The sequence below is a fragment of the Armatimonadota bacterium genome, assembly GCA_036504095.1.
Classification (GTDB): Bacteria; Armatimonadota; DTGP01; order JAKQQT01; family JAKQQT01; genus DASXUL01.
Map to the genome: position 1 here is coordinate 1 of DASXVS010000031.1, position 24,605 is coordinate 24,605.

Annotated in this window: 20 protein-coding genes; 10 read left to right on the forward strand and 10 right to left on the reverse strand. The window is 63.3% G+C overall.

The window, feature by feature from the left end:
- Positions 1-382 precede the first annotated feature (382 nt).
- The 6 genes from VGM51_06235 to purH all read right to left on the reverse strand — a co-directional run bounded on the left by VGM51_06235 (position 383) and on the right by purH (position 8,356).
- Positions 383-802 (reverse strand): hypothetical protein, encoded by a 420-nt coding sequence (locus VGM51_06235; protein ID HEY3412639.1) that lies wholly within the window; start codon positions 800-802, stop codon positions 383-385.
- 135 nt (positions 803-937) lie between these two features.
- Positions 938-2,302, reverse strand: coding sequence for a carbohydrate ABC transporter permease (locus VGM51_06240; protein HEY3412640.1), 1,365 nt, complete (start codon positions 2,300-2,302; stop codon positions 938-940).
- A gap of 83 nt (positions 2,303-2,385) precedes the next feature.
- A complete protein-coding gene (locus VGM51_06245; GenBank protein HEY3412641.1) occupies positions 2,386-3,279 on the reverse strand; it encodes a polysaccharide deacetylase family protein in 894 nt (297 codons plus the stop codon).
- Positions 3,280-3,283: 4 nt separating this feature from the next.
- Positions 3,284-4,210, reverse strand: a complete 927-nt coding sequence (locus VGM51_06250) for a polysaccharide deacetylase family protein (protein ID HEY3412642.1) — start codon at positions 4,208-4,210, stop codon at positions 3,284-3,286.
- Between the two features lie 22 nt (positions 4,211-4,232).
- Positions 4,233-6,629 (reverse strand): extracellular solute-binding protein, encoded by a 2,397-nt coding sequence (locus tag VGM51_06255; GenBank protein ID HEY3412643.1) that lies wholly within the window; start codon positions 6,627-6,629, stop codon positions 4,233-4,235.
- Between the two features lie 149 nt (positions 6,630-6,778).
- Positions 6,779-8,356 (reverse strand): bifunctional phosphoribosylaminoimidazolecarboxamide formyltransferase/IMP cyclohydrolase, encoded by a 1,578-nt coding sequence (gene purH / locus VGM51_06260; GenBank protein HEY3412644.1) that lies wholly within the window; start codon positions 8,354-8,356, stop codon positions 6,779-6,781.
- Between the two features lie 182 nt (positions 8,357-8,538).
- Between purH and VGM51_06265 the strand changes: the two genes are divergently transcribed.
- The 3 genes from VGM51_06265 (at position 8,539) to VGM51_06275 (ending at position 12,737) form a co-directional block, all read left to right on the forward strand.
- Entirely contained in the window at positions 8,539-10,194 is a 1,656-nt protein-coding gene (locus VGM51_06265; GenBank protein HEY3412645.1) for an ATP-binding protein, read from the forward strand.
- A 171-nt stretch (positions 10,195-10,365) separates the two neighbouring features.
- Positions 10,366-11,727: a glucose-6-phosphate isomerase gene (locus VGM51_06270; protein ID HEY3412646.1), complete on the forward strand. Its 1,362-nt coding sequence runs from the start codon at positions 10,366-10,368 to the stop codon at positions 11,725-11,727.
- A 128-nt stretch (positions 11,728-11,855) separates the two neighbouring features.
- Positions 11,856-12,737, forward strand: a complete 882-nt coding sequence (locus VGM51_06275; GenBank protein ID HEY3412647.1) for a sugar phosphate isomerase/epimerase — start codon at positions 11,856-11,858, stop codon at positions 12,735-12,737.
- A 101-nt stretch (positions 12,738-12,838) separates the two neighbouring features.
- Here VGM51_06275 and VGM51_06280 read toward each other — a convergent pair whose 3' ends face one another.
- Together VGM51_06280 and VGM51_06285 are read right to left on the reverse strand one after the other, a co-directional pair.
- The gene (locus VGM51_06280; GenBank protein HEY3412648.1) at positions 12,839-14,017 is read right to left on the reverse strand and encodes a DUF1343 domain-containing protein; all 1,179 of its coding nucleotides are present in this window, start codon (positions 14,015-14,017) and stop codon (positions 12,839-12,841) included.
- Positions 14,018-14,021: 4 nt separating this feature from the next.
- On the reverse strand, positions 14,022-14,423 hold the full coding sequence (locus VGM51_06285) for an ACT domain-containing protein (protein ID HEY3412649.1): 402 nt from the start codon (positions 14,421-14,423) through the stop codon (positions 14,022-14,024).
- A 71-nt stretch (positions 14,424-14,494) separates the two neighbouring features.
- On the opposite strand from VGM51_06285, the gene VGM51_06290 reads away from it, so the two are divergent.
- The 5 genes from VGM51_06290 to VGM51_06310 all read left to right on the forward strand — a co-directional run bounded on the left by VGM51_06290 (position 14,495) and on the right by VGM51_06310 (position 20,143).
- Positions 14,495-15,616, forward strand: a complete 1,122-nt coding sequence (locus tag VGM51_06290) for a hypothetical protein (protein ID HEY3412650.1) — start codon at positions 14,495-14,497, stop codon at positions 15,614-15,616.
- 6 nt (positions 15,617-15,622) lie between these two features.
- On the forward strand, positions 15,623-17,626 hold the full coding sequence (ligA, locus tag VGM51_06295; GenBank protein ID HEY3412651.1) for an NAD-dependent DNA ligase LigA: 2,004 nt from the start codon (positions 15,623-15,625) through the stop codon (positions 17,624-17,626).
- Between the two features lie 6 nt (positions 17,627-17,632).
- Positions 17,633-18,004 carry a VanZ family protein gene (locus VGM51_06300; GenBank protein ID HEY3412652.1) on the forward strand — a complete coding sequence of 124 codons (372 nt, stop codon included), beginning with the start codon at positions 17,633-17,635 and terminating at the stop codon, positions 18,002-18,004.
- A gap of 827 nt (positions 18,005-18,831) precedes the next feature.
- Positions 18,832-19,302, forward strand: coding sequence for a GNAT family N-acetyltransferase (locus VGM51_06305; protein ID HEY3412653.1), 471 nt, complete (start codon positions 18,832-18,834; stop codon positions 19,300-19,302).
- A gap of 103 nt (positions 19,303-19,405) precedes the next feature.
- Positions 19,406-20,143: a M48 family metallopeptidase gene (locus VGM51_06310; protein HEY3412654.1), complete on the forward strand. Its 738-nt coding sequence runs from the start codon at positions 19,406-19,408 to the stop codon at positions 20,141-20,143.
- A 94-nt stretch (positions 20,144-20,237) separates the two neighbouring features.
- Here VGM51_06310 and VGM51_06315 read toward each other — a convergent pair whose 3' ends face one another.
- Positions 20,238-21,935, reverse strand: a complete 1,698-nt coding sequence (locus tag VGM51_06315) for a DEAD/DEAH box helicase (GenBank protein HEY3412655.1) — start codon at positions 21,933-21,935, stop codon at positions 20,238-20,240.
- Positions 21,936-22,073: 138 nt separating this feature from the next.
- On the opposite strand from VGM51_06315, the gene VGM51_06320 reads away from it, so the two are divergent.
- Complete coding sequence (locus VGM51_06320; protein HEY3412656.1) at positions 22,074-22,340, forward strand: hypothetical protein; 267 nt, start codon at positions 22,074-22,076, stop codon at positions 22,338-22,340.
- Positions 22,341-22,413: 73 nt separating this feature from the next.
- On the opposite strand, the gene VGM51_06325 is transcribed toward VGM51_06320, so the two are convergent.
- A complete protein-coding gene (locus VGM51_06325) occupies positions 22,414-23,301 on the reverse strand; it encodes a glycosyltransferase family 2 protein (protein HEY3412657.1) in 888 nt (295 codons plus the stop codon).
- A 285-nt stretch (positions 23,302-23,586) separates the two neighbouring features.
- Here VGM51_06325 and VGM51_06330 point away from each other — a divergent pair, with 285 nt between their 5' ends.
- Positions 23,587-24,360, forward strand: coding sequence for a PEP-CTERM sorting domain-containing protein (locus VGM51_06330; protein HEY3412658.1), 774 nt, complete (start codon positions 23,587-23,589; stop codon positions 24,358-24,360).
- Positions 24,361-24,605 lie beyond the last annotated feature (245 nt).

Consider the following 24,605-nt stretch of genomic DNA (forward strand, 5'->3'; position numbering starts at 1 on the left):
GCCACCCTCCAGCACCAGGCTCGCCAATCGTTTCCGTGACTGCATAAGCGATTGCTCCTGAAATGGCATCCCACACCTCCCGAGCGAAGTGTAAAGGATGTCTTGTCAGAAACTGTCCACCATCTATTGTCATCAGACAATTCTGGGGGACCAAGCGGGGGAGCGGTAATGATGAATTCAGAGTGATGAATGATGAATGGCGGATGGAGCGCGGGCGCCTCGCCCGCATTCGGGTTCGACCCTGCTACCGCTTCGACAGAACCGCGCCAACAACAGCTTTTCAACGCTCGGTAATACGCCCAACCTTACCCGTAAATTGGACGAGGCTCTTCACGAACAAAGCAGACTGCTGGTGAATTGAGTGTGTCATGCATGATCCATGCTAACTATCTTCGCGCAGAGTGCGCATGCGCCACCAGACACCCCAGAGCAACAAGACGGCATTCCATACAAAGAGCAGTCCGAACCGGTCAATCCGAAGGAGTTCAAGCCCCTGCCCCAACTTAGCAGCAGGCGGAAGATCCGCCTGAATGAATAGCAGAGAGACCCAACCAAACAGCATCGTCGAGCAGATGAGACACGTCCGTGCTGCCGTACGGGCATACCCGCCCCATGACAAACCACAGGTTAGTCCCGTGACGGCCCCCAGCAATATCCCTCCGAGTGCGGTAATGAGAAAGAAAATGGGCTCTTCGGACGCAACGCCATTTGGCCTGAACGCGCGGTAGATGTAATACATCCCATTGAGTATGACCAGATAACCCAGAGCCGCACCGCCAAGTGTTCCGATGACGGCTTTCATACCAGTACCCACTGCGCATGCCTCCAATGGACGCGACCTAATGGCACTCGGCCATACCCATAGTTGCCAGCGCCGCGCGTCCATCATGGACCCTCCGCGTCTAGTCCGGGAATCGCCTGTTATTGGGTTTTGGATTCAGCCCTTCAAGCCGGTGAGGGTTATCCCCTGGATGAAGTAGCGCTGGCAGAAGAAGAAGACCATCAGCACCGGGAGCATCACCAGCGTGGACGCGGCCATCATATAGCCGTACTCGCCGCCGTGCACGCTCTGGTACAACTGCAACGCGTACGCGATGGGCATCTTGGTCGGTGAAGAGATGTAGATCAACGGCCCCATGAAGTTGTTCCAACTGCCCATGAACGTCATGATCGCCACCGTGGCGAGCGCCGGACGCACGAGGGGGAGCATGATGGTCCAGTAGGTGCGCCAGTAGGAGCAGCCGTCAATCTTGGCCGCCTCCTCCAACTCGGATGGGATCGTCAGGAAGAACTGGCGCAGCAGGAACACGTTGAATGCGCCGCCTCCGAGGAACGCGCCGGCCCAGAGGGGCACCAGGGTATCGATGTAGCCAAGGCGCTGCCAGATGAGGAACTGCGGGATCATGGTCACGGCGCCGGGCAGCATCATGGTGGCCAGCAGGAGCACGAACAGGCCGTCGCGTCCGGGCCAGCGCAGGCGGGCGAACGAGAAAGCGACCATCGAGGCCGTTAGCAGCGTGCCGATGATGCTGAAGATCGTTATCTTCAACGTGTTGTTGAGGTAGACGAGGCCGTACCTGGTTTCCTCGGGCAGGTAATTGAGGCTCTCCGGGTAGTTCTCCCACACGAAGCCCGGTTTGAGGATGGGCTTCACCGCATCCGGCGAGACTTTGCTCTCCTTGCCCAATCGTCCCCCGGCGTAGACCGGCGCCACTAGAATCGTGTCCTCGAGGTCCTTCACCAATGCCCAGACGCCGGTGCGCGGGGAATTCGGGTCGTCCGGCGGGACGATGGTCTGTTGATCCGCCGACAGGGCGGAACCGGCGACGGTCACCAGGGCGAGTTTTTCGCCTTTGCCGTCGTCGATTTTGACCGGGCGACGCGGCATAAACCGGATCTCGTTCGTCAGGATGTCCGCATCGACCTTGAACGACGTGGAGACGAGCCACAGGAACGGCACCATGAAGATGATCGCGCCGGTGAGTAGGACGAGATGCAGGTACGCCTGGCGCTGGTCCTCGCGGCGTTCCTTGATCTGCGCGGGCGTCTGAGCGTGTGCGAGCTTTCGGCCGAGCAGCAGGATGACCGCCGCCGCGCAGGATGAGGCGAGGAGGACGGGGACGGCATCGACGTGCGCCAGCCACGGCCAGGCCAGGAGCGCGGCAGATAACAGCATCGCCCCGATGCCGGCCGCGCCGGCGCCGCGCCGGATAACGTCACGAAGGGTGACGAGCCATAGCCCGATGGCGACGTAGGCGACGAAGACCTCGGCGACCCAGATCAACGGAAGCAGTTTATCCAATGCTAGCCCTCAGAAGCGAGAAGTGAGAGTTGAGAAGTGAGAAGTGAGAGTTGAGAATTGAGAAGTGAGAAGTGAGAGTTGAGTTATCGCTTTCGCGGTTTCGGAAACGGGACGGTCCGGATCGGCGGGAGCGGCGTCTTTTTCTGCCAATCCCGAATGGCTCTCGGGCGGGAGGCGGCGTCCAATTCCGAGATCGTTACGAACCGGTATCCCCTGGCCTTGAGCGCGTTCACGATGCGGGGTAACTGATCGATCGTCTCCTGCACGCCATCGTGGAAGAGGAGGATTCCGCCGTTCGACGCGTGTTTCATCGTCCGCTCGAAAAGGAGATCCGGGGCGGGGTTCGCGTAATCCGCCGGATCGTCCGTATACATCACGATCGTCTTTCCCAGTTCTCGGCACGCCGTAATGACATCAGCGTCGTATTCGCCGCCCGGGGGGCGCAGATACGGGTCGGCGGGCTTTCCGGTAATCCGCGATATCACCGCATCGCAGGCGGCGATCTCGGGCGCGATTAGGTCCGGCATGACGTGATTCAGGCGGGCGTGGTGATAGGTGTGGTTGCTGACCTGGTGCCCGGCCGCGACCTCCGCCTTGATCAGGTCCGGATTGAACTGGGCCTCTTCGCCGATCACAAAGAAAGTCGCGGGGATGTCCAGCTGTTTCAGCGCGGCGAGCAGGCCCGGGGTGAACAGGGGATGCGGTCCGTCGTCGATCGTCAGCGCCAGCATCTTTCGCGACGCATCGCCGCGGTACAGCTTTTCGAATCGCCAGCCTTTGCGTCGCTCCACGGTGTCCTGCGCGATAATCTGGAGGTCGCTGAGATAATCGCGCTCCTGATCCTTCGCCGTGAGCTGGAGTTTGATGGGGTCCATCGTCGCGGCCAGATCGGGCGCGAACGGGATCTGTGCGAACGCCACGGGCAGGCCGGCGAGGAAGAGAGCAGGCAGCAGGATTGTTCGGGTGTACTTCATCATCTGGCTACTCGGGGCGGGCCATCGCGCGGCGCGGGGACTCAACGGCGCGCGCGTGTTCCCTCGGGCCGGCCGTCCGCTGAGCCCATTGAGTGGACGCGGAGAGCAGCCTGGCCTGGCTGTCCGGCGGGAGGTTTCGGCGCGCGTCCAGTTGTGAGATCGTCACGCAGCGGTAACCGCGTTCGTCCAGCGCGTTGAGCAGCGCGGGCAGTATCCGGATGGTCTGCTTCACGTTGTCGTGGAGAAGGATGATTCCGCCGGGCGCGATGCGCTTCAGAAGGCGGTCCAACAGGACCTTCTCCCCGACGTTCTTGAAGTCCTGCGGGTCATTCGTGTACATCACAGGCGTCTTCCCGAGTCGGCGGCACGTAGAAACGACGCTCTCATTGATCTCGCCGCCGGGAGGGCGGAAATAGCGGTCGGCGGGTCGTTTCAGAATCCGTTCGAGCATAACGTCGCAGGCTTCGATCTCGGGGCCGGCCATCTCGGGAATCACTTTGTTCAGGCGGGCGTGGTGGAACGTGTGGTTGCTCACCTGATGCCCGGCCGCGGCTTCGGCGAGGACCATGTCGGGATAACGTTCCGCCATTTCGCCGATGACAAAGAAGGTCGCTTTGGCGTGGTGCTGGGCCAGTATGCGCAGGATCAATGGCACGAACATCGGGTGCGGACCATCGTCGAACGTGAGGGCGATCTCCTTGCGGCCGCGATTTCCCCAGTAGAGTTTGTCGCCCGAGCCTGCTTCCTTCTTACCGGGCCGCTGCTGGGAGAGGATGTAAAGGTCCGTCTGGAGATCGCGCTCCTGGTCCACGACCGAGAGGGCCTCTTTCAGCGGGTCCGCCAACGGGTTGCGAAATGGGTGTGCGACCGCCCCGGTCCCGAGGGCCAGAAGGCTGCAAGTCGCGGCGAGGACAATGTGTCGATAAATCGTCATACGTAATCAGTTCGTGCGGCGTTCAGTCGCCGTAGTGCACCCAGCGCTGGCTGAGTTTCAACTGGAAAAGGGTGATGATCATGATCACCACGAAGAGTATCCACGCTAGCGCGCTGGCGTAGCCCATTTTGAAGTACTGGAACGCGTTCTGGAACAGGAGCACGACCGGCATCATGGTGGAATCGGCGGGCGCGCCGAGCGGGCCCGCGCCGCGCATGATATAGGCGATTTCGAAGATCTGCAGGCTTCCGATAACGCCCATCACGCCCAGGAAGAAGATGGTGGGAGAAAGCATCGGCAGCATCACGTTGCGGAACTTGCCCCACACTCCGGCACCGTCCAGTTCGGCCGCTTCATAGAGATGCTGCGGAATCCCCTGCAAGCCGGCCAGCCACAGGATCATGCCGCTTCCCGCGCCCCAGAGGCCCATCAGGATGAACGCCGGTTTTGACCAGTTTTCGTCGGCCATCCAGTTCGGCGCGGCCCAGCCAAACCATCTCGTTAGGGTCGCGCCCCACGCGTGGTCGATGATGCCGTACTGGGGGTTGAGGAGCCACAGCCAGAGGATGGCGTTGGCCACCACTGGGGCGATGCTCGGCAGGTAGTACGCCGTGCGGTAATAGTGCATCCCCTTGACTTTGGCGTTCAATAGGAGCGCAATTGCGAGGCCGGCCATCATTGTGAGCGGAATCCCGATGATGCTCATGAAGCCTGCGTTGTAGAAGGACTTCACGAGGATCGGACCATCGCCCGCCGGGCTCAGCAGCTCGCGGTAGTTGGCCAGGGCGAGCCACCGAGGCTCGTGGAGGACGTCGTACTCGCAAAACGAGAGCAGGATACTCATCAGGATGGGGCCTAGCGTGAACACGAGGAACCCGATGATCCATGGCGCGGCGAACAGGTAGGCCGCGCGCGTTTCCGCCCGCCCGTTCCGTCCCTGCGTGCGCATCTTCATCAACACCCAGCCGATGGCCAGGGCGATGAGCCCGAAACCGATGGCGGTGAGGGCCTGATACGCCCAACGGGGGACAACCGGCGAGTGCTCGCGCTCAAATGCCTTGTCGAGCTCCTTCTGCACGGCGATCTGTCCGGCCATGAGGGCATCGTGCGGGGTCATGCCGCGCAAAGACTCGTCCATTGCGCGGACGTGCTCGTCCCACAGCCTCTGCCCTACGAAGGTGACAGGGCGGAACTTGGAGACCTTCATCATGTCCATGAAGACCTTCATGGCGGCCAGCACGCGCGGGCGATTCGGGAGGAACTCCTTCATGATGGCCGCGTTCACAACTCTGTTCGCGCGCATCTGGGGCAGGAACGGTCGTCCCGCTTTGGCGTATCCTTCGCGCTGCGCGATCCATCGGATACGCTGACCCTCCAGGCTCTCGTCGAACTTGATGAACTGCCAGGCCAGTTCCCGCTGGGCCGGGGACACTCCGACGGGAATGACCCACGAGAATCCGCCCGACCAGGTGATGTACGGAGGCTGTCCCTTGTATCGACCTTCCCCGCGCAGGCGCGCCGCGGGAACGGGCGCCGGCACAACGCCGAAGTCCAGCGTCGGGTTGTAGCGCAGGATGCTGTCCATGAACCAGTTGCCGTCGGTCTTCATCGCGACCTTGCCGGTAAGGAACGGGTCCATCGCGTTACCGCCGAAGCCGCTCTGGAACGCATCGACCTTCACGCGGCCGCCCACGAGGTTGGTCATATCGACGAAGAACTGCAGGGATTCGGTGGTATACGGATTGGCAAGCGTGCATTTTCGGCCGTCGGGGCTCATGAATTCGCCGCCTGCCTGCCAGGAATACATGTACAGCCATACGTTTCCGAAGTTGGGGATGAAGCCGATCTGCTTTATATCTCCCTGCTTGTCATTCTTCGTGAGCAGGGGGGCGAGCCGTTTCAGGTCTTCCCAGGTTTTCGGTGGATTGTCCGGGTCCAGTCCGGCGGCGCGGAAGAGGGATTTGTTGTAGTAGAGGGCGCGGTCATCCGTGCTGTCCGGTATTGCGTAGACGTGGCCTTTGTACACGGCCTCCATCCACGTGGAGGGATAGAATTCGTTCTTTCGGATTCCGTTTGGAAGCTTCTGGTCGCGCGCGATGAGATCGTCGAGGGTCTGGAAGGCGTCCCGTGATGCCCAGTCGCCGACGGTGAACCGGTCCTGCCGGACCAGATCCGGCGGCATGCCGCCGGCAATCGCCGTGGAGAGCTTCTGGGGGTCCATACCGCCCGCGCCCATGCTGAGGCGTTTGACCTTACAGTTGTATTTCTCTTCGAACGCGGACACTTCGCGGTCGAAGCCCATGGTGTTAAGGCTCTTCTCAAGTTCTGGTCCCCACATGGTGAGTGTGGGAACGGCACGCGCCTTCGCGGGAACGAGGAAGGGCAACGCCACGAGGAACACGCAAGCAAGGTTTCTCATACTGCTAATATAGATAATTCGCGCTGGATGAGACAGAATAGTGGCCGGAGCATTAATCGGCCACCGGCTGAAAGCGCGAAGCACACAAGCGGGCGGCGGGGTTCGGGCTGGATTGCGGCCGCGTTCACCCCGCCGAACCGGTTTGGTGTTCAGTGCTTGAAGTGCCGGATGCCAGTGAACACGAGCGGCACCCCGTACTGATTGCACACCGCAATCACGTCCGCGTCCTTTGTGCTGCCACCCGGCTCGATGATAGCCTTCACGCCGCCCTTGATGGCGGCCTCCGGACCGTCCGGGAATGGGAAGAACGCGTCGGAAGCCAGCACGGCGCCTTCGGCGCGCTCCCCTGCCTGCTCCAGCGCGAGTTTGACGCTGTTGACCCGGTTCATCTGCCCTGCGCCCGCGCCCACCAACTGGAACTCGCGAGCGATCACGATGGCGTTGGATTTCACGTGGCGCATCACCGTCCAGGCGAAAAGCATCTGCTCTATCTGCCCCGGCGCAGGCTGCGTCTCCGAAACGACCTTCAGATCCGCCGGCGTCAGCTCGATGCGGTCGGGCTCCTGAACCAGCATCCCCCCCAGCACGCGCTTGAAATCGAGATCCTTGTCCGTCACGGGCCGCCCGGCGCGCTCCGCGGTTGAGGACCAGTCCGGCACTTCGATCAACCGGACCGTTTTGCCCCAGGATTTCCGGTTGGCGAACCGGTCCAGCGCGGCGGCGCTGAATGAAGGCGCGAGGATGATGTCCCATTTCTGGTTCTTCTCGCACAGGGCCGCCGCCGTGTCATCGTCCAGTTCGCGATTCACGGCCACGATGCCGCCGAAGGCCGACACAGGGTCGCCGGCGCGGGCGCGGACAAACGCCTCGACAGGGGAGTCCGCTATGGCGCAACCGCACGGATTCGTGTGCTTGATGATGGCGCACGCGGGCTGCGTGAATGACATTACGACCCGCATCGCTGCGTCAGCGTCCTGGATGTTGTTGTAGGAGAGCTCGAGGCCGCTCAGAAGGCGCGCATCGGCCAACGTTGGCCCGGTGTAACCGGTCTGCCGGTAGAATGCCGCCTGCTGATGCGGATTTTCGCCGTAGCGCATTCCGAGCGCCTTGTCGAGGGTCAGAGTCAACCGTTCCGGGAACAGGCCTTCGCCGCCGAGGAACCGGGTGATGGCGGCATCGTACGCGGACGTGTGGGCGTACGCCTTGACCGCCAGCCGGCGGCGCAGGGCATCGGACAGCGAGCCATTCGCCTGTAGTTCCGCGAGGACCGTGGCATAGTCCGCCGGGTCCACGACGATCCCAACCGCGTTGTGATTCTTGGCGGCGCTGCGCACCATCGAGGGGCCGCCGATATCGATGTTCTCGATCGCTTCGTCCAGCGTCACGTCCGGATTGGCAACCGTCTTCTCAAAGGGGTAGAGGTTGACGACCACAAGGTCGATCGGTTCGATGCCCTTCTCGGCGATGGCGGCCATGTGCTCGGGTTTTCGCCGGTCCGCGAGGATGGCGCCGTGAATCGCCGGGTGAAGGGTTTTGACGCGGCCATCCATCATCTCGGGGAATCCAGTGACCTTATCCACCGGCGTCACGGGGATGTCGGCGTCGGCGAGGGCGCGCGCAGTGCCTCCGGTGGACAGGATTTCGAAATGCAGATCGACGAGACCGCGCGCGAATTCCGCCAGGCCGGCCTTGTCCGAGACGCTCAATAGAGCTCGTCCAGTTTTCATATATTGCTCCAGTGTCGATTTGATTTGCGCCGTGTTCGCTTCGACGCAATCGGGTAATTACTATTCATATGGGGTCGCGGCGACGCCGCAACACGGGCATGATGGCCGTTGGCCCCGTGAATGGGCAACTGCGGGACGTCGATGGACGACGCCGGCCATCGGGACGCATGGGGGATATTGGTATGCCGGCAAGCGCCGCGATGTTGGACAGCCTGATTGCGCACGTTCCCGTGAGCATGCAGGTTCTTGACAAGGACGGCTTGACCGTTCGCGTGAACGATGCCTATCTCGCGCTCTTCGGATATGGCACGCGGCAGGAGGTTGAAGGCAAACACAACCCGCGCACCCACGCGTCGATCCGCGCGCAGGGCCTGGACCAGTACATAGAGCGAGCTTTCGCCGGCGAACTGGTGCACACGCCGACAGCGCCATTTCTGCCGCTGAGAGCCGGCTCCGCGGCTCCCGGCGAGATCCGCGCCACCCTCATTCCGATTTTCGACGATGCCGGCGCCGTTGAGAACGTCATCATCGTGCATGAGGACCTCAAGGCCCTGTCCACTTCGGAACGGGCATGGAAACGCCGCGACAAACTGATGTCCGGGCTGCAGGCCGCATATCGCCTCATCACCGACTGCCTGCAGGTAGGGGCCGTGATCGAAGCGGTTCTTGATGCGGCCCAGGAAGTGCTGGGCGCGGATAAGGCCGCCATCTGGGCCGGCGGGCGGGACGATGACTGGGATGCGCTCGCGCAGCGCGGGCTCTCCCCATCCTTTCAGGAGGACCTCAGAAGCGTTCGAGAACGGTCGCCCGCGCTCCAGGCTGTTGCCCGGGGCATCAAAGACAGCAACGAGGCGTGGGCGTACCATATGACGCATCCGGTCCTGCATTGCCCCGAGTTCGACAGGCTGCTCGCGGGGGAAGGGATCCGGCGCGTCCTCGTTGTGCCTCTCCGGAGCAGGGACGTGGTGTCCGGCACGCTGACGCAATACTTCTCGGACGACGCCGAGTTCGAGGCGACCCACATCGAGGCCGCGTGCCTACTCGCAGACCTGGCCGCCGCGGCCATGCACAACGCGTTTCTCTTCGAGCAACTCACCGCGATCAGGGATGAACTCGAGGAGCGGGCACAGGCAACCACGGAAGACCTTCGCCTCGCCCACGAAGAGGCGGTGCTCAACGAGAAGCTCGCGGCCGTAGGCTATCTGGCGAAAGAAGTTGCACACGGCCTTCGCAACCCTTTGAACGTGATCTCCGCGTCTTCGTATTACCTTCACTCCCGATGCCCCGGAGGCGACGAGAAGATCGAGCGCCACTTTGAGGCGATCGGCCGGTCGATCGGGCAGGCGGCGGACATGATCACGGACTTGACCGCCCTGGCCGGCGGATCGAAGCCGGAGGTGGTTCGCCTCGATATCACCGAATTGGCACACCGCGCCGTTCAGGAACGCCTCACATCCGTCCGAGTACCGGTGGAGACAGATTGGGCCGCGGAACTCCCGCCCACGCGCGGTGACTGGGCGCAGCTTCTTCAGGCCATGCGGTCGCTCCTGGCGAACGCGGCCGCCGCGCGCCGGGAACGGCCGGTCTACGTCGGCACCTCCCGGGACGACGGCTTCGTCGAGTTCTCGGTTGGAGACGACAGGGAGGACCTGGCCGAGGAAGAAATTGGGTCCGCTTTTGGCACATTTTCGTCTTCCGCGACACAGTGGACCGGGTTGAGCCTCACAGTGGCGCGCCAGATCGCGAAGCGGCACGAAGGAAACGTCGTCGTCGATCGCGCCAATGGGGTTACGTGGTTCCGTATGCGCCTGCCCGTAGATGACGGCGCCGGCAGCTGAGATGGGCGCGACGGCGGCGTACCGATCAGAATCGAGGCGCGCGATGCCGGATTTCGCACGCTCTGCCGCCGTTTGCGCTGGCATTGCGCTCGCCTGCGCAGTCACCATGTTGGGGTGGCCCGCAGCATGTTTATCGGTGGTCAACTGTCTATCAAAACGGGGAGTGAATACATGGGTGTAGGAATAAAGCTGGATCCGAACTATCTGTCGCCGGAAGCTTCCCCGGCAGAGATTTCGCAGTGGCAGGACCGGGTGGACTACGTCCACTCCGTACTCGTGGATGGCACAGGGCCGGGCGCGGCATTCCTCGGCTGGCTCTACCCTGACGCGCTTATGCCGGCCGAACTGCTCTCAGGCATCGAGGCGACTGCCGTCCGCCTGCGGGAGAAGGCGGACGTGATGGTGGTGATCGGGATCGGCGGCTCGTATCTTGGCGCCCGCGCGGTCATCGAAGCGCTTGCCGGAAGCGACGCCGGGCGTGTCGTCTTCGCCGGCCAGACGCTGGCGCCGGACTACATCGCATCGCTGCTGAAGAGCCTGAAGGGCAAGCGATGGTGCATCAACGTTGTGAGCAAATCGGGAACGACCACCGAGCCCGCCGTGGCATTCCGCCTGCTGCGGGCCGCGCTTGAGGAGCAGGTAGGCGTCGAAGCGGCCAAGGACCTCATCGTGGCCACCACCGATCCGGATGCCGGGAAATCCGCGCTCCGGCGGGTCGCGACGACGAAAGGCTACGAGCTGTTCGACGTTCCGCCGAACGTTGGCGGCCGGTTCAGCGTTCTGAGCGCCGTCGGCATCCTGCCGATCGCTTTCGCGGGCGTCGACGTTCGCGCCCTGGTGAAGGGCGCGGCTAATTGCTGCGCGGCGTGCGAAACCTCGGCGGTGAAGTCCAACCCCGCCTATTACTGGGTGGCGGCGCGAAACCTCCTGTACCGCCAGGGCAAATCGATCGAACTCCTGGCCACGTGGGACCCCCGCCTGCTGTATTTCGCGGAATGGTGGAAGCAGTTGGTCGGCGAGAGCGAGGGTAAGGACCATATGAGCCTCTTCCCCGCGAGCGTGCAGTACACGACGGACCTCCACAGTATGGGGCAATGGGTCCAGGACGGCCGGCGGTCGCTTCTGGAGACGTTCATCAGCATCGAAGACGCGTCGCCCAGCGTGCGGATTCCGGACGACCCGGACAACGCGGACGGCCTGAATTTCCTCACCGGTACGGAGATAGGCGAAGTCAACCGCAAGGCATTCGAGGGCACGGCTCTGGCACATCGCGATGGCGGCGTGCCGAACATGACGATCAGCATCCCCAAACTCGACGCGTATCACCTCGGCGCGCTGATCTACTTCTTCGAGCGCGGGACCGCTGTGAGCGGCTACCTGCTGGGCGTGAACCCGTTTGACCAGCCGGGCGTCGAAGCGTACAAGACGAACATGTTCGCCTTGTTGAAGAAACCGGGTTCCGAGGCGAAGAGCGCGGAAGTCCTGCGGCGGGTGGAGGAAGGGCGCAAGCTCGCGCCGATCGGTTTCGAATAGCCGCCTTCGAAGGATCACAAAGGCGCGAAGGCACGAAGGGTATCCGGCCGGAGTCTTCGCCGTCTTTCAGTTCGTCCGGCATACAGTCATATACATAGCGGCGCGTTCAGCCGCACTGGAGGAATACATTGAGCATTCGCATCACTCTCGTCGCGCTGGCTGCGGTCGGCCTCGCCGCCGCCTCTTCGGGCGCCGCCCCCGCGTTGCCGAAGGGCGTCGCCAAGCCGCACCTGAATTACGCCGCGATGAACAAACTGGGCTGGAAGCTGTCTTGCCAGGCCTACACGTTCCGCGATATGACGCTGTTCGAGACCATCGATACGCTTCAGGCGATCGGTATCCGTTACATCGAGCTGTACCCCGGGCAGCGTTTCTCGCCGGACAATCCAGCCTCGTTCGACCATAACGCATCGCCCGAAATGATCGCGCAATTACAGCGCAAACTCAAGGCCGCCCGCATCACGGCGGTCAACTACGGAGTCGTCGGACTTGACGATAACGAGGCCGGAGACAGCAAGGTTTTCGATTTCGCAAGGAAGATGAAGCTGATCACGATCGTCTCGGAACCGCCCGAAAGCGCGATGCCGATGCTGGATCGGTTGTGCAAGGAATACAAGATCAACGTAGCGATTCACGACCACCCGACGCCGAGCCATTATGCCGTGCCGGAAACCGTGCTCGCGGCGACAAAGGGGCTCAGCAAGCGCGTCGGTTCGTGCGCGGACACGGGCCACTGGTACCGCTCCGGCCGCGTTCCGGTTGAGTGCCTCCGGCAGTTGAAGGGCCGCATCATCAGCCTCCACTTCAAGGACCTTGATGCGGAGAAGCGTGACGCACCGTGGGGCACGGGAGTGCTCGATGCCTCGAAGATGCTCGAGGAGCTCAAGCGGCAGAAATTCAGGGGAGTTTTCTCCATCGAGTACGAATCGACAACGGGCGCCGAACTGGTGAGCAACGTTGCCAAATGCTGCCAGTTCTTCAGCGACGAAGCCGTACGCCTGACAAAATGATGATTTCAGAATGATGAGTGATGAATGTCCGATCGTCTCTGGCATTCATCACTCATCATTCCTCACTTTCGTCTTTGTGCCTTCGTGCCTTTGTGGTTGGTTCACCTGCTGTACAGTATCGCCGCTTCCCGCATCGACGCAAACGCCGCGGCGTCTGACAGGAGGCGGCCGCGGATCTCCATGAGGGGCGTGAACGCATCCACGGCTTCGCGCACCCAGTTGGTCCCTGCCAGGATGTCGATCGGCATATGCGTTTCGTCGTACTCGAACGGGGGCTGCTTCCATTCGAACGCGTCGGGGTACAGGCGCTTAACCGCTTGCAGGACGGCGATACCGCTGAGCACCGGCTCATACGCGTCACGGTCAAGGACATGGACGGCGCAGCCTCCGCACGCCGTTCCGGCGTGCTTATCGAAGGTCGGCTCGAAAACGACCGGACGGTAGCGGACGCCGGGCAGGTCCAGCGCGTTGAGCGCTGCCGCCAGATCCCAGCCATCTATGAACGGCGCGCCGAACATCTCGAACGGGCGCGTTGTGCCGCGCCCTTCACTCAGGTTCGTGCCTTCGAGGAGGCACATCCCGGGGTAAACGACCTCCGTGTCCACGGATGGCATGTTGGGTGACGGCATCGCCCACAGCAATCCCGGCTCATCGCCGCAGGCGGCGGGAACCCAGCCCTCAACGGGCACTACGCTCAGATCGGCCTTCGGGTAGTGCTCCGCACGCAGGTGGCGGGCGACCTCGCCGATGGTGAGCCCATGCCGCAAGGGAAGCGGGTGCAGACCGATGAACGAGGCGTATTCGGGGTCAAGAAGCGGGCCCTCGACCCGCGTACCGCCAATGGGGTTGGGACGGTCCAGCACCAAAATCGGGACGCCTGCTTGCTCGCAAGCCTTCATGCAGAGCACCATCGTCCAGACGAACGTATAGGCGCGCGCGCCGATGTCCGGCAGGTCCACGACGAACAGGTCAACGCCGTCGAGACTTTCCTGAGTGGGCTCGCGGTGCTCACCGTACAGCGAGTAGACTGTGAGCCCGGTTCGAGCGTCGGTTCCACCCTCCCACTCGATCATGTTGTCCTGGGTGTGGCCCCAGAGCCCGTGCTGCGGGCCGAACACCGCCTCGAGGTTGAAAACGCCGGATTGATGGGCCGCGTGGAACGCATCGAACGAGAGGCGGACGTCGGATGTCAGGCTGGCCTGGTTGCACAACAGGGCCACGCTGCGGCCGCGGATGCGGGCGAATGCCTCCGCGACCATCGCATCGACGCCTGTCTGCACGGGTTCAGACGCCCGCGAGCGCCTTGACGGCGGCCTCGATGTCCGACACCTTGAATACCGCCGGGGAGGGGAAGCCCGGAGCGGTAACAGTGCCGTACACGTACTGGATGTTGACCCCGGCGTTGGCGAGGCGCTGCGTTACCTCGAGGAGGGCGCGCGGGCGGTCCGGCATCTGCACCAGGAGGACATCCGTTGTGCGGACGGCCAGGCCCACGGGCGCGAGCGCCTTCTCCGCCCCCGGCGCGTCGTCCACCACGAAGTGGGCCGTCCCGTGGTCGCTGGCCAGTGGGATAGACGACAGCGCGCGAATGTTGATACCCGCGTCGGCGAGGGCCGCCTGCGCGTTCGCCAACTGGCCGGGCTTATCCGTCAGAAATACCGTCACTTGCTTCACAATGGTTACCATACGTTCATTATCGGCCGCCGCGCCACGCAGGGCAAGCCACGCCGGCCCGATGCGCGCGATACAATGGCAGTGTGAAAGCCCTGCTGCCGATCCTGGCGCTGGCGTGTGGACCGTCGTTCGGCGCGGCGAAACCCGTGGCGCTCCCGGTCAACTCGCCGCAGTTGTCGCTCGCGCGGCCGTATGCCGTTTTCACCGGCGCGGAGCAGCCCTTGGCGCTGGACCTCAAGGCTCCGAACTCCCCGGCTCCGCCGGAAGCGGCGGACTACTATGCGTACTGGGACGTTCCGGCGACGGCGGGAGCGGACCGGATAGCGGCCAGACGTCGCGCGTGGAGCCTGCGCGGCCGGATCATAGTTTCCGGTTCGTTGAGCGAGGTCATCGCCGCGGTCACCGCTGCCGATTACCCGGGTGTCATCCTGAAGCCGCGGCTGACGGCTCAGTCAGCCGAAAATCGCTACCGCGTGGGATTTCAGCTGCGGCTCGCGGCGGATCTCGTGCAGAGGATCCCGCTCCCGACGCTCGACCTGTCCGGTTTTACAGGGGGCGCGGGCTGGGTCGAATACTGGATTAACGAATGCGTCAGGAACGGGGTGTCAGGGTTGCGGGTCGTCCCGCCGGAGGAGGCTGCCGCCGCCAAGAGCACGCGCGATGCGCTCGCGCCGCTGGCCGGCCCGAATGTCTATCTGCCAACGTTATCCGAGGTGGCGATCCTGGTGCCGGAGCGGAGCGCCCAGTCGCCGGAAGCGTTCCGGTGCTATGCCGGGCTGCGGGCGTCGGGGGTATGGCCCAATTTCGTGAGCGAGGAGCAGATTGCCTCCCGCGCGGTATCCCTGGCCCGGTTCGCGGTGATTATTTGTCCTGATCCACTGTCACGCACCGCGCGCCTCAAGGTTGAAGATGCAGCCCGTCGCGGGGCTATCGTTGTTGCAGTGGGTGAACCAGCACAGCGGGGCGCTCGCGTTCTCGCGTCCGGATACGATGGGCTGCCGCTGATGACCGAAAGGCGAACCGGCGACGGACGCTGGATCGCAGCGAGGACGGCGCCGTGGTCTCCGGACGGAGCCTGGACGTCGTTCTGGGACGGGGTACTGTCGGACGCAGGCGTCCCGCGCAGAGCGTGGCTTGAAGCGGTCACCGCGCGCAACGTCGGCCGTATCACCGGCCGGTACACAAAGCCGAAAATGGCAAAGTAGGGGAACATGGCGGAACCAGTCAACCGTATCAGGCAGCTCAGGGACCTTCTCAACGAGGCATCCTACCGCTATCACGTGCTCGACCAGCCAACGATCTCCGACGCCGAATACGACCAGGCGCTAGCCGAATTGCGCTCCCTGGAGGCGGCCCACCCGGAACTCGTCACGCCGGACTCTCCGACTCAGCGCGTGGGCGCAGCGCCGCTGTCCGCGTTCACGCCGCACGTTCACCGCGAGCGGATGTTCAGCCTCGGAAACGCGTTCAGCGAGGATGACCTTAAGGATTTCGACGCCCGCGTGCGCCGAGGCCTCGATGCGCCGGACGAGGCTGCGATCACCTACGTGGCGGAACTCAAACTGGATGGGTTGGCTGTTTCGCTGACCTATGTGGATGGGGTCCTGACCACGGGCGCCACCCGCGGCGACGGGGCGCAGGGCGAAAACGTGACGCCCAACGTGCGAACGGTCCGCGCCATACCGCTTCGTCTGTCGGCGGATGCCCCCGCCCTGGTGGAAGTGCGTGGCGAGATCTTCATGACGCACGAGGAATTCGAACGCGTGAACGAAACGCGCGAGGAGAACGGCGAGGCCACTTTCGCCAACCCGCGGAACGCCGCGGCAGGGTCCGTGCGCCAGTTGGACTCGTCCATCACCGCGAGCCGCCGCCTTGACTGCTTCTGCTACGCCGTCGGCGCGCTGGCCGGCGATGCGCCGTTCGCAACGCAGTCCGAACTGCTTCAGACCCTGGCGAAATGGGGGTTCCGCGTCAATCCGAACGTGCGGATGCTGACCGGAATGGACGAGGTGTGGGACTACATCCGGGAATGGGATGTCCACCGGTACGAACTGCCGTATGACATGGATGGCGTGGTGGTCAAGGTCGACAGCCTGCGCGCGCAGCGGACGCTCGGCTTCACGTCCCACGATCCGCGCTGGGCTATCGCGTACAAATTCGCGGCGCAGGAGGTTGCCACAAAGATCAACGACATCATCGTGAACGTGGGACGCACGGGAGCGCTGACCCCGGTGGCCATCCTGGAGCCGGTCTTCGTGGGCGGCGTGACGGTGAGCAAGGCGACGCTGCACAACATCGACGAAGTTCGGCGGAAGGACGTCCGAATTGGCGACACGGTGATGATCCGCCGGGCGGGCGAGGTCATCCCGGAGGTCGTGTCTGTGGTAGACGACCCGGAGCATGCAGACCGGCCCGAGTGGAATATGCCGGACCGCTGCCCCGTCTGCGGCTCCGAGGCGCAGCGCGTTGAGGGCGAGGCGGTCACCCGTTGCCTGGGCATAGCCTGCCCGGCGCAATTGAAGCGGCGTATCGAACATTTCGCGTCACGGGGCGCGATGGATATCGACCGGCTGGGCGACAAACTCATTGCGCGGCTTGTCGATGCCGGCAAGCTGGCGGACCCGGCGGACATCTTCTTCCTCACGAAGCAGGATTTCATCGAGATCGAGCGCATGGCGGAGAAATCGGCCCAGAACGTTGTGGACTCCATCGAGGCGGCCCGCACGCGTCCGCTGGAACGGCTCATTACCGGGCTGGGCATACCCCAGGTGGGCAGCGCCGCCGCGCGGGACCTGGCCGCCGCATCGGGCGGAATCGATCACCTCGCGAACATGTCCGAGGAGGAGCTGCAGGGCATCCACGGGATCGGACCGATCGTGGCCGACAGCATCGCGCGGTTTTTCCGGCAGGAGGAAACCCGTGTCGTGCTTGGAAAACTGAAGATGGCGAACCTGGTGCTTTCCGCCCCGGAACGCGCGGAAGGCGACGACCGGTTTGCCGGCAAGACATTCGTGTTCACCGGCACGCTGGAAACGATGACCAGAACCGAAGCGGAAGCCATTGTGCGGCGCTTTGGCGGTTCCGCATCCGGCAGCGTGAGCAAGAAGACAAGCTACGTTGTGGCGGGCGAATCGGCGGGGTCGAAACTGGACAAGGCGCAAAGTCTCGGCGTGCCGGTGATCACCGAGGGTGAATTCGCCACCATGGCATCCTGACGGCCCATGTTCAAACGAGCGATCGCATCCCCGGCCACTTACGCCGCCCTGTTCGCAGCGTTCATCTTCCTCCTCTCCTCGGTCCCGAATCCCCCCATACTCGGCCCGATGGAAATGAACGACAAGATCAAACACGTGGCGCTCTATTCCGCCTTCGCCGCGCTCGTGAGCCGCGCCGTCGCGGCCCGCGAGCGCCGCCTTTTTCTGATCGCGGTGTGGACGGTCGCGCTCGTCGCCGTCTACGGCGCCACGGACGAGTATCACCAGCGGTTCACGCCGGGGCGGAGCGGCGATGCCTTCGACTGGATGGCCGACGTGGCCGGCGCGGTCCTCGTGAGCCTCACCCTTCCGCTCTGGTTTCGCGGGGGTCAGGATTAATACCTGGTTCGAAGGGGTATTTATAGTTACGGGCACAGTCTGGAACCTGCGATCCGCGAGCGAAGTCCATTCGCATGAGTGGTTCGTTCTTCTGGAGAAGTGAGGTGTCCAATGAGCGCTCAATTACGATGTTTTGAATGCGGCCGGGAACTCCCCGCGCTGCCGGGATATTTGAGCCGTATGGGAGATGTCAAGGTGCGCTGCCTGGTCTGCGCCGAGAAGGCACAAGCCATGCGGCCCGTGATTCCCCTCGAGATGGTATCGACTGAAAAGAAACAGATCACACTGCACAAACCTCGGCCTCGCCATTCCGGGCTGAGCGAGGAGGCTCTGGATGCCCTGATCGGCCTGCCGCGCGCAGCGTGATGTCCAAAAACCTGGAACTGAAGAGAGTGGAGCTTCAACGGGGAGACGCCGGTGCGCCTCCCCGTTTCCTCATTTGGGTCGCGCGGGGGTGACGTCGTAACGGCAATAACCGACCGGGCGCGCGCCGGCGCGGCGCCGTTGCCTTCGGAACCCGCAGCGGTCCATCATTGACACGCGGGGGCGTTCACTGTCTAGGAAAAAGCGCCGATAGGTAAGCGGCTGACGCCGCCCGCCTGGCGCCCCGTTCGAGGGGTGCGCGGTCGCGCGCGTCCCCTGGGACTTGATGAAAGACGCCGCTGAATCATTGCGAGAGTTGAAAAACGCCCTGGATACACTCTCTCCCCAGGATTTTGCCGCCTGGAACGAATGGATGGAGAACCGGCTCACGGAGCGTCTGCGACGCCGCCACGAGCACCGCCCTCCGGCCAGTCCGATCCGTTCCGACGGCGAGGAGCCCACAGATGCCTGATATGCTGGTTCCATTGTTGAACCTGCCCTCCAGCAAACCACTGGTAGAGGACCTGGCCGCGCAAGGCGTGGTCGTGCGTCCCGCCCATCCCTTTGAGCAGACCATCCTGCGCGCCTTTATCGAGAAGCACTTCAGTGCGGCGTGGGCGGACGAAGCGGTTGCGGGATTGTACAACAAGCCCGTGTCCACTATCCTCGCCATTCAGGACAAGAAGATCGTCGGCTTCGCCTCGTATGAGTGCACGAGGCGCGACTATTTCGGCCCCACTGGCGTTGATCCGGCGCAGCGCGGCCGAAACATCGGCAAGGCCCTGCTGATCGTCGCGTTGGAAGGCTTGCGCGATATGGGGTACGCCTACGCCATCATCGGAGGCGCCGGCCCCGTGGATTTCTACGCCAAGGCCGTGAATGCGACCCCCATCCCGGATTCCAAGCCCGGAATATACCGCGATCTGCTCTGGTAGACTCGCCGACAGCGATTAGGCCATCAGGAAATGGGGAAACGATTGAATTATGCGACATTCTGAGTTTCCCCATTTCCTATTGCCATTACGGGAGGTATGACTAATGCGACGAAATCGAGTGTGGATCGCGGCGGCCGGCGTTCTGACGCTTCTGGCGACGGGCTGCGGAAAGTCCGGCAATGTCTTCAAGCCGAGTGTGGATCAGCAGAAGAAGCTTGGCGACGAGGCGGCGAAGGAGTACGAGAAGAAGTACAAGTTCGTGACAGGCGATAAACTGGCGCGCACCGAGCGCGTTGGAGAGCGGCTCTACCAGGCGCTCCCGGAAGATGACCGGAAAACCTGGACCTACAAGTTTCACGTCGTCGAGGACAAGGAAGTCAACGCATTCGCCATCCCCGGCGGCAATGTGTACATGTACACGGGCCTGCTGGACCGGATCACGACCGACGACGAACTCGCTGCCGTGCTGGGCCATGAGATGACCCACGTCCGCGCGCAGCACTGGGCGAAGCAGGTGGCCTCCAACCAGGAACGCTCCGCCGGATTGTCCGTGCTGCTGGGCGCGATGAAAGCCAGCAGCGACTGGTACAGCGCCGCCGACGTGGTGAACACGCTCTCCGACCTTCGGTATTCCCGCAAAGACGAAGACGAGGCGGACGCCGGCGGCCTGAGCAATATGGTGGCCGCGGGGTTCGACCCGCAGGGCATGCTGGACCTGTTCAAGATCCTCCAGGACGCCGGCGGGAGTGGGGGCACGCCGGCCTTCCTCCGCGATCACCCTATGACAAGCGACCGTGTCAAGAAGACGCAGGAGCGCATCGCGGCGCTGAAGAAGGGCTGAGAGTTGAGAGTTGAGAATTGAGAGTTGAGAATTGAGGCAGGGTTAGACGGAGCCCTGCCTCAATTCTCAATACTAAACTCTCTCTTCTCTTGCGTCAGCCCTTCTTGCGGATCTTGGCTTTTACCACCGTGCGGGTGTCCTTCGGCTTGTCGTAGCCGCCGCTGTGCGTGCGGGGATGGCGAGGGGACTCGGGCGGGCGGGGGCGTTCCGGCTTGGCCCGGGCCACCCTCAATTCTACGCCGCGGAAGACGACGCCGGTGAGCGACCGGATGACCGTTTCCGCGGCTGATGCGGGCACCTCGACGAACGAACTGCGGTCGAAGATCTCAATGCTCCCGATGCTCGCGCCCGGCAGGCGGGCCTCATTGGCGATCATCCCGACGATGTCCTGCGGGCGAATCCCGGTGTCCCGCCCCGCGCTCAGATAGAGCCGCGCCATGCCGGTCTGTGCCATGAACGCGGGAACCGGCGCGTTCTCCAGTTCGGCGAGCATGGGGGTATCGGCGATGGTGCGCTCCGTGGCGTGCAACAACTTCAGCGCAGCGGCGGCAACGTCGATTTCGTCGTAATCCTCCCCGAGTTCCTCCGCCAGCACGCGGAAAGTGTCGAGTTTGCCCTCATCAAGCGCTGTCCGTACGGTGTCCCGGAAGGATGCCCACCGGCGTTCGGCGACATCCTTCTCCGTTGGAAGACGCTCCACCTTGACCTTCTTGCCGGCGACCCGCTCGATGACACTCAGCAACTGCCGCTCGCGGGGAGAGACCAGAGAGACCGCGACGCCTGTCTTGCCGGCGCGCCCCGTCCGGCCTATCCGATGGATGTACTGCTCGGGGTCGGTGGGCAGATCGAAGTTGAAGACGTGGGACACATCGTCGATGTCCAGTCCGCGGGCGGCCACGTCGGTGGCGACGAGGATGTCGGTGCTCCCCTCGCGGAAGCGTTTCAGCACCCTTTCGCGTTCGGCCTGCGCCATGTCGCCGTGGATGCCTTCGCCGGGGTAGCCCTGGATCTGAAGGCGCTCGGACAATTCGTCCACATCGCGACGCGTCCGGCAGAACACCATGGCGCTGGTTGGCGCAAGGGCGTCCAGAAGCCGCATCAGCGCTTCCGATTTTGCGCGGCCGGGCACCTGGTACGCGTACTGCTTGATTTTGGGAACGGCCAGAGTCTCGTGCTGGGTAGTGATGTGCTGTGCCTGCCGCATATAGCGCTTGGCCAGGCTGGCGATTCGGGGCGGAACGGTGGCGCTGAAGAGCGCGGTCTGCCGCGTCTCTGGCACCTGCTCGAGGATGAACTCGATGTCCTCTACGAAGCCCATGTCCAGCATCTGGTCGCCTTCATCGAGCACAACCGTGGTGACGTGATCGAGTTTGAGGGTGCCGCGGCGGATATGGTCCATGATCCGGCCGGGCGTTCCAACGACGACGTGCACGCCTGCGGCGAGTCCGCGAAGCTGGCGGTCGATCGGCTGGCCGCCATAGACCGCGAGCACCCGGACGCCCTGGTTGTGGCCGATGTCGTAGATCGCGCCGGCATCCTGCACAGCGAGTTCGCGGGTCGGGGCTAGAACCAGCGCCTGCGGGCGGGGTTCGTCCTTCACCAGGCGTTCGACGATCGGTATCGCGAACGCGGCCGTCTTGCCGGTGCCGGTCTGCGCCTGCGCCATGATGTCCGCTCCGGCCATCAATGGCGGTATCGCCGCCGCCTGAATCGGCGTTGGTTCTTCGTACCCCAAAGCCGCAATCGCCGCCGCCATCGGCTCGCTCAATCCCATTTCCGCAAACGTGCTCATTCTCAGTCCTTCCGCGCTTTCTCGCGCCGGTGTAGTATAGACCATTGATTCGCGAAACCATGCGGCGCCGACCTGCGTAGTACTTCATGACGCGCCGTTAGACGAACCGGACGCGCGCGGTAGAGAGAGGATGGGACCATGGATAGCAAGAACCCGTTGTACTGGATTTTGCCTGCGGGCGTGCTGGCATATGCGGCTTCCCCGGAGGTCCGCAAGGGCATTCGCACAACCGTCGTGAAGGGCGTGGCCGGGGTCCTGGACCTCGTCGAAAAGACCGAGGGAGCCACAGGCGGGTTGCGCGAAGGCATCAAGGGCATCGTGGACGAAGCGGAACGGCTCCGCAAAGAGCCCCGCCAGGAGCCGCATCGTGTAGAGGTCGTGGACGCCGAACCCGCGATGGGCTGACGGTGATGTCACCACAGAGACACTAAGGCACAATGACACCAAAAATCTTCGTGCCGTTGTGCCTTTGTGGTGGTCACGTTAGCCAGGCGGCGAAGTCAGCGTCAGTGACGCGTTGTCGCTCGTATCGCGGCCGGGGGTTGCGGATGGCTTCCCGTCGGGCCGCCCAGACGGCCGGACCGTTCTTCAGCGTTTGCTGGAGGATGTAAGCCGCGTGGGCTATGGCATAGCGGCGCTGTAGCCCACGCGGCACGTTTTTTCGCATGGCCCATTCGGCGTTCCGCTGGATGAGGAGCATCTTCCGCCGTCCCAAACGGCGCGCCGTGACGCCCTCGCGGTGGCGAACGATCGCGTCCGGCAGGTACATTGTCCGGTATCCGGCCAGGCGCGCCCGCAACGCAAAATCCACGTCCTCGTTGTACGCCCAGAATGCCGCGTCGAACAGGCCGATATCATCCACCACGCGCCTGCGGATCAGGGCGGCGCCCCCGGACGGGCCGAACACCTCCCGCCGGTTTGGCCAAAGTGACGCCTTATCCCCGCGAGCCAACTGATAGCCGCTGAGGGTCCTCCGATAGCCGATGCCGGCGTTCTCCATGAGGCCGGCATCGGCCCACTGCCGCATCGAACACGCGAAGAGGTCGAATTCCGGGCATTGAAGGAGGGCGTTTTCGAGGACCGCGATCAGATCCGGGTCAAACGCGGTGTCGTTGTTGAGCAGCAACACCGCATCCCCGATGGCGATCGAACAGGCAAGGTTGTTCGGTTCGCAAAACCCCAGGTTCTCCGTCAGCGCCACAACGCGGACACCGGCGTCATCCAGCATGCGTCGGGAGGCATCCACGCTGCCGTTGTCGACGACGATAGTCTCGCGGGGCGGCGCGGTCTGGGCGGCCAGGGACGCCAGGTAGGCTGGGAGCACTTCGGCCCCGTTCCAGTTGACGGTGATGATGGAGATGGGCATATGCCTGTAGTTTAGCGCCCCACATACCCCGATTCTAGGCAGGCTGTCGGGACAATTGCCGTCACAACCGGCGTGCCGGCCATGTGCCGGGTTCGCGTGAGTGAGGCGCCCCGGGTCTGACGGCGGCTGCATCGTCCGGAGTAGACATGCTTGCTCGGTTGGCCGATTTCTTGCACGACTTAATGCGTGCCGGTCTGCTCCCGGCGCACGGTCGCGCCTGACTTGTCATCGGTTTGACTCCTGCGGCGCGACCCCACTCAGTTTTCGCAGGAAAGGAAAGAGGAGATGCGAGCAATTATTGTCGCTGCCGCATTGGCGGCGCTCACAGCACCAGCCTACTGCGCTGTGGTCGTGGACACCGGCGGTTTTGAAGGGTACGCTCTGGGCGCGTTGGCGGGCCAGAACGGCTGGACCCAGGTCAACGCCTTCGGCTCCGTCGACAGGCCGGTAGACATCGCCATCGGCCCAGGTGGCAGCAAAGTGATGGCGTTCGACTGCACGAACGCCGCCGGAGAGCCCAATACCGAGGGATCCGTTCAGACGTCATTCGCCAACCTGACCGGGGTTGACCGCTACGCACGCGTTACATATGATCTCTATCGAGACGGCGACGGCATTTACAACAACCTGTGGTGGTGGCCGGTTGGCAGCAATAACTGGTATGGCCTTCAGTGGGACAACGGGGCCAGCCAGCCCGCCAAAATCCTTCCATTCGGGTTCGGCGCACCGGATACGCCCATGCTTCAGAAGCAGTGGGTGAATATTGACCTCACATTCGATCTGGTGGCCGGCACCGAAGACGCCTACATCAACGGGACGCTTCTTGCGGCCAACGTCAACGTGGGTACAGGCGAGTTCGCCGGCTGGTTCCTCGGTGATTCGTGCACGGTCGACCCCGCCCGCACGCCGAACGGCAAGGGCCAGAAGGCCTACGTGGACAATCTGCGGATCCTGGCGGGCAACACCCGGGGCGACCTGCAGCCCGTTCCCGAGCCAAGCAGCCTCGCGCTCCTCGCGGGCGGCCTTCTCCCGCTGCTCGGCCTTCGCCGCCGCAAGTAGAGAAAAGCATCTTCCATTCGGCATCCGGCCTTCAGGGTCATCCTGAAGGCCGGGTGCCGAACGGCGTTTTGAGGGGCTTTCCGGCGCGTTGAAGACGCGATTCCAGCGTACGCTTGGCCCGTTTCTTGCACCCGTATGGCATGTCCGGCAGCGCAACTGGGCATTGCACGCCGCAAACGAATCAAGTACTCGCGAGATGGGCAGATGAGACCTGGCCACTGCCGCTCGGCGCGCCACTGCGTGTG